The organism is Bradyrhizobium sp. Ken64 (assembly GCF_055807555.1).
In genome coordinates, this window is the sequence record NZ_JBVVPA010000031.1 from 1 (window position 1) to 12,549 (window position 12,549).

At 62.3% G+C, this 12,549-nt stretch carries 9 protein-coding genes and 3 pseudogenes; 1 reads left to right on the plus strand and 11 read right to left on the minus strand.

Annotation, left to right across the window (positions count from 1 at the left end; genetic code table 11):
* Both AC0L2F_RS31940 and AC0L2F_RS31945 read right to left on the minus strand, forming a co-directional pair.
* Positions 1-157: pseudogene (locus tag AC0L2F_RS31940) on the minus strand (IS3 family transposase); the annotation flags it as partial.
* Positions 158-208: 51 nt separating this feature from the next.
* A pseudogene (locus AC0L2F_RS31945) lies at positions 209-304 on the minus strand (hypothetical protein); the annotation flags it as partial.
* Positions 305-549: 245 nt separating this feature from the next.
* On the opposite strand from AC0L2F_RS31945, the pseudogene AC0L2F_RS31950 reads away from it, so the two are divergent.
* Positions 550-825, plus strand: a pseudogene (locus tag AC0L2F_RS31950) (IS3 family transposase); the annotation flags it as partial.
* Positions 826-1,292: 467 nt separating this feature from the next.
* On the opposite strand, the gene AC0L2F_RS31955 reads toward AC0L2F_RS31950, so the two are convergent.
* The 9 genes from AC0L2F_RS31955 to AC0L2F_RS31995 all read right to left on the minus strand — a co-directional run bounded on the left by AC0L2F_RS31955 (position 1,293) and on the right by AC0L2F_RS31995 (position 12,525).
* Positions 1,293-2,429, minus strand: a complete 1,137-nt coding sequence (locus AC0L2F_RS31955; protein ID WP_473251104.1) for an NAD(P)/FAD-dependent oxidoreductase — start codon at positions 2,427-2,429, stop codon at positions 1,293-1,295.
* Positions 2,426-4,408 (minus strand): LodA/GoxA family CTQ-dependent oxidase, encoded by a 1,983-nt coding sequence (locus tag AC0L2F_RS31960; RefSeq protein WP_473251106.1) that lies wholly within the window; start codon positions 4,406-4,408, stop codon positions 2,426-2,428. The genes AC0L2F_RS31955 and AC0L2F_RS31960 overlap by 4 nt, the downstream gene beginning before the upstream one ends.
* Positions 4,409-4,430: 22 nt before the next feature.
* On the minus strand, positions 4,431-5,090 hold the full coding sequence (locus tag AC0L2F_RS31965) for a hypothetical protein (RefSeq protein WP_473251108.1): 660 nt from the start codon (positions 5,088-5,090) through the stop codon (positions 4,431-4,433).
* A 24-nt stretch (positions 5,091-5,114) separates the two neighbouring features.
* Entirely contained in the window at positions 5,115-6,311 is a 1,197-nt protein-coding gene (locus AC0L2F_RS31970) for a hypothetical protein (RefSeq protein WP_231188945.1), read from the minus strand.
* A gap of 211 nt (positions 6,312-6,522) precedes the next feature.
* Entirely contained in the window at positions 6,523-7,374 is an 852-nt protein-coding gene (locus AC0L2F_RS31975) for an MBL fold metallo-hydrolase (RefSeq protein ID WP_473251109.1), read from the minus strand.
* Between the two features lie 9 nt (positions 7,375-7,383).
* Positions 7,384-8,499, minus strand: coding sequence for a hypothetical protein (locus AC0L2F_RS31980; protein ID WP_473251110.1), 1,116 nt, complete (start codon positions 8,497-8,499; stop codon positions 7,384-7,386).
* A 39-nt stretch (positions 8,500-8,538) separates the two neighbouring features.
* A complete protein-coding gene (locus tag AC0L2F_RS31985) occupies positions 8,539-10,005 on the minus strand; it encodes a hypothetical protein (RefSeq protein WP_231188938.1) in 1,467 nt (488 codons plus the stop codon).
* Between the two features lie 697 nt (positions 10,006-10,702).
* Positions 10,703-11,803: a hypothetical protein gene (locus AC0L2F_RS31990; RefSeq protein WP_473251111.1), complete on the minus strand. Its 1,101-nt coding sequence runs from the start codon at positions 11,801-11,803 to the stop codon at positions 10,703-10,705.
* A 239-nt stretch (positions 11,804-12,042) separates the two neighbouring features.
* Complete coding sequence (locus tag AC0L2F_RS31995; protein ID WP_473251112.1) at positions 12,043-12,525, minus strand: hypothetical protein; 483 nt, start codon at positions 12,523-12,525, stop codon at positions 12,043-12,045.
* Positions 12,526-12,549 lie beyond the last annotated feature (24 nt).

The window sequence follows — 12,549 nt, forward strand, 5'->3', positions numbered from 1 at the left end:
CGTTGTCCGAGACGATCATGCCAGGCTTGCCGCGGCGACCAATCAACGCCGTCAGCTCGCGCGCCACCCGCCGTCCCCGGATCGAAGTATCGGGGATCGCCGCCAGGCATTCCCGGGTCACGTCATCGACGATGTTGAGGATCCGGAACCGGCCCCCAGTCGAGGCGGACCGAGCGAGGCGGCGCCCGATTTCGTGCATAGAGTGGCCCTGCACCTTGAGAAGTGCGATCTCCTCGCGCTCGGCAAACGACAGGTACCGCCCGGAGAGCGGCTTTGCCGAGGATCTGAACATTGCTGGTGGCATGCCGCCCGCCTTTCGGAACAATCTGTATCCGACAGGCTGCGATACTCCCGGCTTCAAGCGCAGCTTCTTCACTGCTTAGCCCCGCGGCAATCCCCCGCCAAAATCTGCTCTGTTCATCACGCCCCGCAACTTGCGGCCGCCCCGGCGATGGCATTGGCGCTCGTCCAGATCGTGCCGATCTCCGTCCTCCAATACTCATCGCAACCTCCAATGTGCGAGTGTTGCGACGACCGTTTGAATCCGCCCAGTACGTCAGCGAGCAGTTCCAGCGCCTGATGGCTGATAGCGGCATCGTCTGCAGCACGAGTCGGTCCGGCAACGTCTGGGACAATGCGGCCATGGAGAGCTTCTTCTCGTCGCTGAAAACCGAACGCACCGAGCGCAAAACTTATCGCACCAGGAACTAGGCCAGAGCAGATGTGTTCGATTACATCGAGCGGTTCTACAACGCGACCCGACGTCACTCGACGATCGGATACCTCAGCCCTGTTGAGTTCGAGCGCAAGGTGGGATTAGTTTAACCCGGTGTCCATCAAACCGGCAGCAGCTCAGCTTCCGGGCTTCGCGCCGATGTTGGTCAAGATGCTGGCCGACCCATCGCTTTGCCTTGGCGAAATCAATCTTGCCGTCCTTCCGGGCGGGCAGGCCCTCCTTGACCACTGCGACACGCGCTGCCGGGTGACGTCGATCCGTCGGCCGAATTCTGCTTTCGAAATAATTTCAGTCGTCATCGGCCGTTCACCAGCTTCGCGCGAACGCGGCGCTCGACCTAGCGTAATGTCGCGAGGTCAAGGGAGGGCATGCGAATCGGCGAACGATCCGCACCTAGTAAGGACGCCCGATTGCTTGCTTGTTGAGCTTGCCGGCACATTCAACCTGTTGGCACATCTGAGCCCATGGCGTGGGTCCAACTCGCAATAGATCTGTCCCACTCAGGCTGCCGAGCAATAAGTCGGTGGATGCAGCGGGCGAGCGATTTCGAGCGACGTCACATTCTCAGCCGCGTCCTTGCCGCGAGCGGAAGGTGCGCTTGCCAAAAAGGTGTTGCCCAGCGGTGTGCGGCTGCTTGGTAAATCGAAAAAAGCTGCCGCACAGAATGGTGCCATGTTTCAGCAGTTCGTACGGCGAAGGCCTCCATGGCGACGCAATCGCCGAGGAGTTGACGGCCGATTGCCTCTGCACCGTCCACGGCCGATGCCATGGCGTTCGCAAGGCCTTGAGAGGCGATCGGATCAAAGCTTGCGGCGGCGTCGCCGATTGCCAGCCAACCCTCACCGGTCGGATGATCGAGGAACGACGGCGAGGCGTCGACGCTCTGCACATCGCCGCTACAAATCAGTTCCTTGGTCCAACGAGGAAGTGAGTTTGTGTCGTCGATCGCAGCGAGAAGGGCTGACCGCGCGGCGTCGCTTCGGGCGAGGGCGGGATCACCGGTGAACAGGGCGCACGTAAGCGTCTGCCCCGGGCCGCATACCGCGTACCACCATCCGACCGCAGTGGCTTCGACGGTCAGTGACGCCGGTTCGCTCTGCCTTTCTGTGTCGGGCGCGGACTGGATATGAACGGCGAGCAGGCGAAAGAGACACTTTCGTTTCGCGCCGAGCCGGCGAGCTAATGTCGACGTAGGCCCGCTTGCATCGACCACGAACGCCGCCCGCAGGGAGGCCAGACCATTCCTCGAACGGCTCTGCACAGACCAATATCTATTGCAGCGGCTTAGACCGCGAACGTGATGGCCGGGAAAGACACGGACGCCGGCCCTCATGGCTCGGCGCACGAGCAATTGCTCGAGGGCGACGCGGTCGATCACCCAAGCGCGTCCACCCGGGTGACGGAGAAAATGCTCGCGGTCCGGCCGAGCCGTCGACCATGCGCGATCGATGCATGCGAGGGGACATGCCAGATTGCCATTCGCTTCGATAACGTTGAGGAGACCGAGATGAGACAGAATAGGAATGGCGTTCGGCGTCAGTACCTCACCGGGCTTGCCCTTAGGCTGCAGGTCTTTCTCCAGGAGTGCGACGAGCAGACCCCGCTCCGCGAGAGCCGCGGCGGCGACCGCTCCCGCAGGGCCCCCGCCGACCACGAGAACGTCCCAGACGCGATCGTCCTCCAGGCCGTTCACACCTCGCCCTGACGGAACTGATGGCGCGGCGGCGTGGTCGCTTCGGGCGGCGCGTCGAGGCCCGCTTGGAACGGAGTCGGCTCCGGTGTCCGCTCCCGCAGCGACTCGATCCGGGTAATCAAGGCAATTTTTTCGTCGGAGCCGGCATTCGCGCGATCGCGGCCAGTCTCCACGTGGACTGTTTCCGGGAAGCCAACCTCGCGCAGCGCCTGCGGCGTTTGGCGTGGTTCGACAATCCCGAGCGTTGCCCAGAGCTGAACCATCTTGTCAATGCGCTCGTAATAGGTGCGGCCGCGCACGTCGCGCAGCCAGTCCTCCCGCAGCAACGCGTGCTTGAGACGCTGCAGCTTTGGGTCATCAAACGGATCGGTGAGGTTAGCGCTCGCTCGCTCGAAAGCGGCAGAGCTCAGCACTTGGTCGGGCACGCGCGCGCCCCAGAAGCTCGGGAACGACAAATATGTGCTAGGGGAGTAATCGGCGCTGGAGTTGCACGATGCTTCGTCGGTCTGCCAGGGCAGGCCGAGCCAGCGCGTGAGCGCACCGGGGCCCGCAGCTGTGATCGGGCCTGCGGGTCCGAGGCATGTGTCCCGCGTCAGTTGTGAACCGAAATCCTGGCGCACGGCTTCGCCCTCAGGGACAAGGTTTAATCTGTACAGCAGGCGATCGTCGCGTTGGGCCGCGTGATGCAGCGCCCACAGCTCAGGCCGCCGCATCGGCCATGTAAGCTCGATGCCTGGGTGGAACGGGCCGCCGAGGCACTCGGTCAGGCCCACGCGCATCAGCTGAGATACTTGCGCATCGGCGGAGAGGGCCGCGAAGTCCGGTAGCGACGGTGGTCCCTGCCAATCGGACACAAACGTGCCCGCGGCCCACCGATCGAGGTGTGCGAACATCGTAGGCGTGACCGACAGAAAGGTCAGATCGACGTCGCGGGCCTCACCAAAGAGGTCCCCGTATATGTAGGGTATCTGCCGTTGCGAGCCGGGACCGGGAGATACCGGGCGGAACAAGGCAAAGACCTGTTGGCGCCAGGGCGCGTTCCCGGGACTGGCGTCGGCCAGGCGTGAGATCACCGAGACGGCCCGCGCATCGAGCGGCGACCCCACGCCGTGCGCGACAAGGAATCCGTGATTGATCCACTGCAGCGCGGTTAATCGGTCGAAGATCGGCCAAACGTTGTGCGAGAAACTTGTCCTCATCGGTCGGGCGAGCCAGCCGGCTGCCATGAACGCCTCCCGGACGGTGTCGTCCATCGTCACGAGACCGTTAAGGCCGGGCGCGAAATTGGGCGGCGTGACGATCACATAACCGGGATCAGCTTCGAATTCCGTGGTGCCCACGGTTACGCGCGCGCGCACCGGCCCGTCGCATGTGTCGTCATACCAACGATCGTTGTTGGCGAAGGTGACGGGGCGCATACTGGTGTAGAATGGCGCCGACTTGCCAAAACCGCCAAGGAAAATGAGCCGCCCGGCGTCGTCGGTTCGTAGCTCGCCAAGCGTGACGAAGAAATTGAGAATCTGCCCATCGTCGAAACGGAATTCGGGCCCGGACAGGTTCAGACCGCCGATCTGCCGCGCTGCCGGGCGAATGTCGAGCTCACGCCGCCGAGCATAGTCCACGTTGCGCCGCGCCGCTGGAACCACGAACTGCGCCGGCAGGTCCATGGCCTGGTTGAATTGGTACCAGCCGGCTTTGAGATTGGCGACTTCAACGCGCCAGGAGATCTTCACGTCCGGGCCCTGGACGAGTTCGATGGTCTCGCCTGACTTCAGCCGCGCATAGACGTGGAAGCGCACCCCTTGGCGTTTGATCTCGCCGGCCGCAGTCTGAAACCCGCCGCGCGCATCGGGCGTTCCGCCGATCACCTCGGGCGCCAGCGTGTAGTCGTCCTGCCCCTGCGCGTTGCCCAGGCGAGCAATGCCGATCGGCGGATAGACGCCTATCCAGGCAATCTCGGATGCACTCACGCCCGACATGTCGTCCCCAGTATGCTGCCGCCTATTCCTTGAATCGAAGGTCCATCTCGTCTTCAGCGATGATGCTGTCGTTAAAGCCGGTCGAGCGCAGCACACGAACGGTGGCACGCTCCGCGGCAGGAAACTGGTTGCGGTCAAGCACGACCTTCGGGCTCTTCTGGCCAACGGCGATCGTTTGCCATGTTTTCTCGCCGGCAGGCCGCACCTGGATCGTGTAACTGACGCCCGGCTCATCGGGGGCGGCCATGGACATCGATCGCTTTTCGGGATGTCCAGGCGGCCCCGCGCCCATTTCCAATCCTTGAGACCGGGCTGCCACGGTGGGGTCCGGAGAGCCTGCCTCGAACGTGTTCACGATCTTGCCATCGTGCAGCAGCACGAGACGGGCCATGCCCTCCGCATACGATACGTTCTGGTCGATCAGCCCGGTCTTCGATGCATGGTCGTCGCTGGGAAGGAGAATAGTTGGCCGCACGCGGCTCAGCTCCTTCCCATCCGCCGCTTCCACGACGAGTTCGAACCCGGTGCCTTGCGGCGGCTGGTTGGCGGGTGGAGCCGCGCCTTCCGTTGCTGATTGGCTTGCGGCCGCGGTGGCCGGATTGACATAAAGGAATTCGCCCGTACCTGATCCGATGTCGACCGATCCGACGATGTGAATAACTTTGTTCTCGTATGACATCATTCGCCTCCTGATCGTGAGCCGGTATCACGCGCTCGGCGGAGCGAGCGCCGTATCCTCATGGACCAGGCGATCGTGAATGGCCTCATAAGTATACGCCGAGAGCCACTGGCTGTCGGCATAGGTCATCACATCGTGATGGATGTTCCCCGGCAGCGCCCGCATCTGCAGGCCGAGGGCGGGGTCGCCGAAATCGAAACCCGCGAACTCCTGCGCTGGTGAGCTAATCAAGCCACCGGCATAGGGAAAGGTCGTTTCGAGGTTGTCTCGGGGCTGGCCCGTCCCCTGAACAGGATCAAAGGTCGGGAAGCCCGGGTGCCGGCGCTGGAACGTGTGGCCAAGTTCGTGCGCGCCGTACCAGTCCGCGAAACTCGCGTCGCTGTCGCCGGTCCAGCCGTTAGGCACGCCGCAGGGGCCGCATGCCACCGCCCCGAAAATGGTGGTCGCCTCATCGTAAAGGGCGCTGCCGCGCATAAAGCTTTTGCCCGCCTCATTGTCCACCAGGCCATAATAATGGGTCCGTGGATCCATTCCGGATGAAATCTCTCGCATGCGCAGGGCCGATAGCTGGGCGTTGACCAGGATCGACTGATTGCCCCCGAATGGCGGCCTGAGGCGGTCGCCATCGATGACAATCTGTGACCATTCGAGCGCGGCAACCGGGTAGGCCCGCGTCAGATAGGACCGAAGGTAATCGAAATGGATTGCGCCAGGTGTGATCGTCGCCGTCGGGGCGTTCGTGCTGCTATAGCGAAGCCCGATCGCCCGGATGCGCAACACCGGCGCTGCGACGAAATTGGCCGTCATCGCCGGTTGCGCCGCGAGTGGCAGCTTCTCTCCTCCCGGCACATTGAGGTGGTCGAGACGAAGTTCGATCGATCCGGCGCCGAGCGCGTCGGTCGGAAGAACAAAATTCAGGCTTTCGGCGACATCGAAGCGTTGTCCCATGAGATCGGGCGTGCTCGCCGGATCCAGCTTCACGCGGTTCATCGCCGCGAGATAGAAAGCGCCGCCGTTGGCGCGTCGCCACGTAATCTCGCCAGTCACCAGCGTCGAGGCAGCGACCGTGGCGGGGTCGAGATAGACGCGCACGATTGTGGGTTTGCCGGCAATGAGCCGCACACGGTTGTCGAGCGCCTGGATTACCTGCACGATCTCGACGCCGCGCACGCCGACATTGGCCGCCGAGCCCGTCCCCGCTGGAGCCAAGGCCGCTGCCGCCATTCGTGCCCGGCGCGGCCTCCTGATGGTTGGCTGTTCGTAGGGCGAGGACCCCACCGGATCATATTTCGGCGCCGCCCTGCCGCTGGAGCTCGGCGCATCCGCCGCTGACTTTCTTGGCCGTCGCGCACGTGGTTTTGTGTTCAAGGCGCCCTCCCTTCTCTTCTACAGCAGCCACGCTTGGTGTTGCGCATGGCTACCGCGCGATGTTCCCTCAACTTTGGTCAGCGCGCTCGATGATGAAATGATCCCGCGTTATACGTTGCGCTAAAGTGCCAATCGCTTCACAGGCCTGATGCCACTCGGCGAATATTTCGGCACTGAGCGGCAGCGGATGCTCGTCGGGCTGAAACGTCGTCCCGAGCGGATAAAGCTCGCCGGGCGTCCTTGTCATCTCAATATGATTTCCGAGCACGACTGAAACCGGGTGCTCGGATGCGAACGCCGCAAGGCGCGCCGCGCTGCGTCGATAAGCCGCCCAGTCGGCAACAGTCAGCAGGCCAGGGTAGAGCGTGTCCCCGGTCAGCAGAGCCTGCATGCGAGGGTCATAGACGGCGATGTGATCGGAAACGTGGCCCGGAAGGGGCAACACGACCAGCGCACGGCTGCCGAGATCGAACGTGGCTTGCCCTTCCGGCCAAGCGGGGAGATTGAACGCGTGCTGAACCGCGCCTACGCCGCGGCCGATAACCCTTGTCTGGGGCCGCCCGGCAAACTGCCTGTCCCAGAAGACATGATCGCCGTGGCCATGTGTGTGCGCTATAATAAGCTCGCCGATGGCGCGACCTTCTTCGGCACGCCGTGACAGCAGCGTATCGACAGCCTCGCGGATCGGCAGGATTTTCCGTGGGTCGCCGTCGTCGGGACTGGCCCCCGTATCGAACAGCACGGCCTTCTCGCTGCCCATCAGCAGGTACATGAACGGTGCTTCGAAACTGAAGCACTTGCTCTGCCGGAGCACATGGGTGTCGTCATCGACCGACACCACTTGCAGCGGCGGATCGGTGTTCGCCGCGCAATCGGCGGAGCCGTGGATCCAACTGACCTTGTCAATACGGAGCGGCACGGCTTGCCCCTAGAGCCGTCCGCGCGTGTGGCCGGCCGAAAGCACCGCGCTCACCGAAAGCGGCCCGCCAGGACCGCCCGCGGCACCCGCTCCGTCGCCGACGCAGCCGCGAACCGGCTGCGCCGTACTCTGGCCGATGCGCGTTGCGAGCGCCCGGATCGTCATTTGAATCCGGTCTGCGATCTGGCCACCGAACTGGATCGCTCTTCCGTCGATTAGTACATCGCCCAGCACGTAATTGCGGTCGCTCGGCACTTCGATGACGGCTCGGACCGGACGTTCTGGAGTTCCGCGCGTATACTTCCAGAAAGCGGCAGGATCGCTGCCGTCGGGGGTTTCCCATTCCTGCATGTCCAGGCCGCCGAAATAGATGCCGACAGGGTTCGCGACAGTGACCTCTGCCTTGCTACGCGCATGAAAGTTCACGCGCGCGCCGATGAACGGGTCGCTGTGTCGCTGTTCGGCGCCGTATCGGCCACACCGGATCAATTCCAGGGTATCGACCATTGGCGAACCATCGGCGCGCAGCCGCGTAACCGTTGCCGCGCCCGCGATCTCGATCTCGGCGCCCAGTGTGTTGTTCCTCTGCACGAGGTGCATGGCCCCGTTGGAGGTTGAATTGTTGAAGCGATTGCGCAGGATGTAGGCGCCCGATGGGGTGAAGAGGTCTGCCTGCGTTGCCGAGGCGTCGACATGTTGCTTGTAGAGTGCGAGCGTTTGGGTCGGGTCGGTTGCGGCGAGAAAGCGCCAGTACTCCGGCCCTTCGCAGGTAAACGTGATCCGCGTGATCTTGTTCGTGCCGGATTGCCGGGTCACGCTCCACTCACAGTACTCGTCCTGAACGTCGCGTGAGGCATCGGCAGAGCGCCACCGCTCCATGTCCGAGCCGCTGCTGATCTGCACAATGCGGGGAAACGCTGTCCATTTCACATCCTCAAACGCCGGGTTGGGTCCCGCCTCGACCTTGGCGGCATTGAAGAATTGCGCCCGGGGCGAATCGAACGGATCGCCGCTACCCTCTTGAGCGGAGTTCAGCGCGTCGGAAATGAACTGATGCCAGGCATCGCGTTGGGCCGGTCCGAAATCGTCCAGAAAACCCGGTGGGTCAAATCGTTGCAACGCCATATTCACCTCCCTGATGACTGCGCGACAGGACCGGAAATCTCATCGTTCGACCACCTCGGCATCCCTGGTTACTGCCAGAGGCGGCGCGTTCTCGTCGATGTTGCTGAACGGTAGCGTCAGGCCGAATTCAGCTATCTTGCGCTTGCGGAAAGCGCGCCTGCGCCAATCGGCGACACGCATGAAATCGAGAACGCCTTGCGACGTCGCGAGACGCGCGCGCACTTTGGCAACGAACGCGTCAAGCTCCGCGGCGGCCCTTGTGCGCATCGCTGCCTCGTCGAGCGTCAGGTAGTCGGCTGCGATGCGTTCCGGTGCCTCCGGAGGCAGGCCGGCCGCGGCGATGTTGATGTTCCTGCGCGTTTCGGCCTCGATCTGGCCTGCTGGCGTTGTCCCCGCCGGGACGTACTGCAGCAGACTTTCACGCGCGGCCGAGTCAGTCGGATTCCAGGCGTCCACCATCAGGAGCCCAAGAGCAAAGCCGGGAGAAAGGATGCCTCGTCGCGTGAGCTCGCCCACGACCACGCAGTCCTCGAATGCCCGCTCCGAAACCGGCCAGGCAAAGAAGGCATCGCCGGCCTGCTGGAAGCCCGCATCCGAGCGCTTCAGCACGAGCCCGAGTGCGGCGACGGCGCTTTCGTAGTCCGGTCGTCGCACCTGAAACGCCTGGCCGAGTCCGGTGATATCGAGCGCGAGCTGGTTGACGATGCTCTCGACGTCGAAGAAGAAAGTGGCCGGCAGTCCGAACTCAGGCTTGCTCCCGCGGCTTCGCTCCTCGCTTGAGACGATGTTGACGGATGTGGCCGCGAGCAGGTGGCGCAACAGCTCCCTGGGCGCCGCGATACCGCCTGGCGCGCCGAGCAGGCGATCAAGGCGCGCGCGGGTCCAGCGTTGAACGGCCGGTCGTACCACCCGCCGCTCCAAGATGTCCGCGCTCTGGCGGGCAGCGAAAAGCGGATCGGTCCTCACCGGGTGATCTGGCGGAAAGGACTCAAGCGGGATCTCCTGCGCTGTGCTGTTCCAGTGCAGCCAGGGCAAGCGCAGTTCTTTCATGACCAGCGTGCCATTCACGTGGCTATCGAATGGCCCTTTGCCCCGCGCTGCATCATCGAACGCGTGCCAGGAGGAGCCTTCCCACAACCATGCGTCTCCTGCGCGCTCGTAGAAATGAAACACCTTGTTGCGGCTGTCCCAGCCAGCGACCTGCAGAAAAGCGGTCGGATCGGTCGCGGGCGGTCGCGTGCTGACCAGAACTGTTGGTCCATTGGCGGAACGGCCGCGGGTGACCACGTAGCGGACGCTCCTTGGCAGCCGAGAGTTCGCTTCGTTGAATGGAATCTGGCCGGCTTCCGCGACGACGAAGACCATTTGCTCGGGCAGGCCTTCGGGGGCGCCATTCGACTCGTTCAGGATGGCGAGGAGTTCGGCAGTCGTCCCTGGGAAGCGCCCGCGCGCCAGTACCAGCTCGAAGAAGGGGTCGCCCAGGGACGCGCGTTCGCCGTCTGTCATGGGTCGCCCATTGGGATCTATACCGACCACTCTGGCGCGAAGGCTGGATGGAGATGAACCCGCGGAGTCGGAGGGACGATCGAGTCCGGCCGCGGCATACGATAGAGGATGGGAGCGTGTAGGATTAAGCGGATCTTGGCCGAGACTCATGGTGAGCCTCCCTTCCGACGCCTTTGGTGCTTGCCCTTCCAACCATCAGCGTCCCCCAATTTCATGAAGTATTCTTGTCGCAATCTAATATAGCATTGACTATCTGCTGATGCCTCGGGTTGCGCAACAATTTTTTGCTGATTGCCACGCGCGGAATGTCGCAGAACCGCTTGCGATGCTGCAGCGCGAACAATTGCGGATCTCGCTTTCGCCACATTGCGATTCGTTGCGCGGCCAAGAGATCGAAATCGCTGCCGATGCACGGTGGCTGCCTTTCGAGAGGTCAGCCGCTAGACCGAGCCCGCATCCCAGCGCGAAAGCCGAACGAAATCGTGGCAGTCGCAAGTAGAAGCGGGACACACTACGCTTGGTGCACTGCGCCGTCGGCGTCGAAAAGCGAATTATTTTCGACGGCGGATAGGGGGTAGCTAACCAAATGCCGCCGGAAATCGCCCTTACAAGACTGCTATTTTTCAGGTTTCGACACGCCCAAGCGCGTCGAGAAACGTCGCATGGTCATTTCGCTGGGTGACCATGCCTTCTGGCCCTAAACATGGGGGGCTTGAATTGGACCTTCTGGTCCTGCTACGGCATTCGAATATTGAAATTGAATGGGCACCGTACGAGTGCCATTGGTGAGATTCACCTCCTTCATCACGCGGCTCAGATTCGCACCAGCTTCGGTTATTGGGAAGTCGCCGCACTCTTCACCCTGTGCGGACGTCCATCCGAGAAACTGGACCGCATTGGGGCTGCTGCCGGCCCGAATGGCATCCTCCACGTCGGGGTCGGTCCGCGCCTCGTTCAGTTCGTGATAAAACGTCGCAACGATGTTTTTCCATGGCTGATCGAACGCGACGATCCCGTTATCGGATCCGCTCGGTCGCGTTTCGGAGAAGACGCCGATAGCGTAGTAGATCGTGACCTTGCTGGTCGGATGGATTGAGCCATGATAGCCGCCCAACCCTCGCAGCGAGCTGGCTCCATCCTCGACGGGAATAACAGCGGCGGCGGCATTGCCGACCGGGCTGATTGCAGCCGTCGGATCCTCGTCGGTCGTCAAGATCGTTTCGCTCGGCAGCAGGAAATTGAAGACGGTCGAGCCGAAATCGAAACCCTGCAGCGCGCCCTGCTGGAAAAGGCTGTTGACCAGCTGTTCGACGTCGCCTTGCGAGAACTGGGATGGCCTTGCGCCAGGCAGTATGTGCGAGGGCTGGAACGTTGTGGTGATCGGCTTGTTCTTGAAGTACTGCATCATGACGTTGTTCAAGTTGGTGTCCGCCATCGCGGCTGCCAAAGCATCGTCGATATTCTTGATGTCGCTTGCCGCCCATGACGATGCGCCACCGATATAGAAATTGGTATAGACGAGGTCCTGGATGATATTTCCACCGTGATTGATCAGATTGTGCGTGGGAGTTGGCGCGAATGTCGACGCGGTAGCCGCCACAACGGCAGCCATCGGCGCGGCCATGCCCCGGTAATACGTTTCAGCCGGCGAACCCGGGGTGGTAACAACGTTCATCGGACGAAATTTGATCGCCCTCTTGGTTGATCTCTTGGTGGGTGATTTCTTGGACTTGCCCGATTTCGCTTTCGTAACTGACTTCTTCTTTGTAACCGAGTTCTTCGTCTTTGCCTTGGCCATGAGACTTTCCACTCCTTAAGTAACTCGACATCCGGGCCATCGATATCGTCGCGCGCGTTCGCCGCGACGACGCACGAAATGCGAGAACGTCGATGGCAGCTCAATTAGTGAGCCCATCGGGCAGATCGCAGCCGCGATGGACTTTCCATCGATCCTCCAATCAATCTCCCGTCGCTCCGCACGAGCATGCGAAGTGCTTCGGCGCGAGCGACAAGGGGCGCGTGCGAGCGCTGCCGATCTCACGGCTCGAGCTTGAGCACTCCCGGCATGAGGCCCTTGTGGACCACACAAAAGAAGTCGACCGGATCCTTGAACTTGTCCGTGACTTCCAGCCGGAGGCTTCCAGTGAACCCGACGCCGAACTTGCTGGTGGTCCCGTTGCAATCGAGTTCGCGGAGCGCGGCGTTGGGTTTCCCCGTCGTGTCGTCGCAGGCAAGCACGGGACTCTTGTCCTCGGCCGGAGGCCCGCCATCGGTTCGCTTGATGGTGACAAATCCGTGATGGACGGGGCCGCTGGGGATCTGAACCTCGATGATGTCACCGACCTTCAGATCATCGACGGCGAGAGGTATGGAAGCCGTCGATTTCTTGTCCTTGTAGGTCCAGGCGAGCCCCTGGACACCGATCACATGGGTGTCCGCCGCAGATGCAGCACCCGCAAATGCCAGAGTTGCACCGACAATGATGCTCGCCATCGGAAACGGCATTGACAACGTCCTCATTGGTCTCCTCCTCACTCGGCGTTT

Bases quoted from the DNA above. Each gene is read 5' to 3' on its own strand.
- AC0L2F_RS31960 (WP_473251106.1), bottom strand. From the start codon at position 4,408: ATGTCGGGCGTGAGTGCATCCGAGATTGCCTGGATAGGCGTCTATCCG.
- AC0L2F_RS31965 (WP_473251108.1), bottom strand. From the start codon at position 5,090: ATGATGTCATACGAGAACAAAGTTATTCACATCGTCGGATCGGTCGAC.
- AC0L2F_RS31970 (WP_231188945.1), bottom strand. From the start codon at position 6,311: ATGGCGGCAGCGGCCTTGGCTCCAGCGGGGACGGGCTCGGCGGCCAAT.
- AC0L2F_RS31980 (WP_473251110.1), bottom strand. From the start codon at position 8,499: ATGGCGTTGCAACGATTTGACCCACCGGGTTTTCTGGACGATTTCGGA.
- AC0L2F_RS31985 (WP_231188938.1), bottom strand. From the start codon at position 10,005: ATGACAGACGGCGAACGCGCGTCCCTGGGCGACCCCTTCTTCGAGCTG.
- AC0L2F_RS31990 (WP_473251111.1), bottom strand. From the start codon at position 11,803: ATGGCCAAGGCAAAGACGAAGAACTCGGTTACAAAGAAGAAGTCAGTT.
- AC0L2F_RS31995 (WP_473251112.1), bottom strand. From the start codon at position 12,525: ATGAGGACGTTGTCAATGCCGTTTCCGATGGCGAGCATCATTGTCGGT.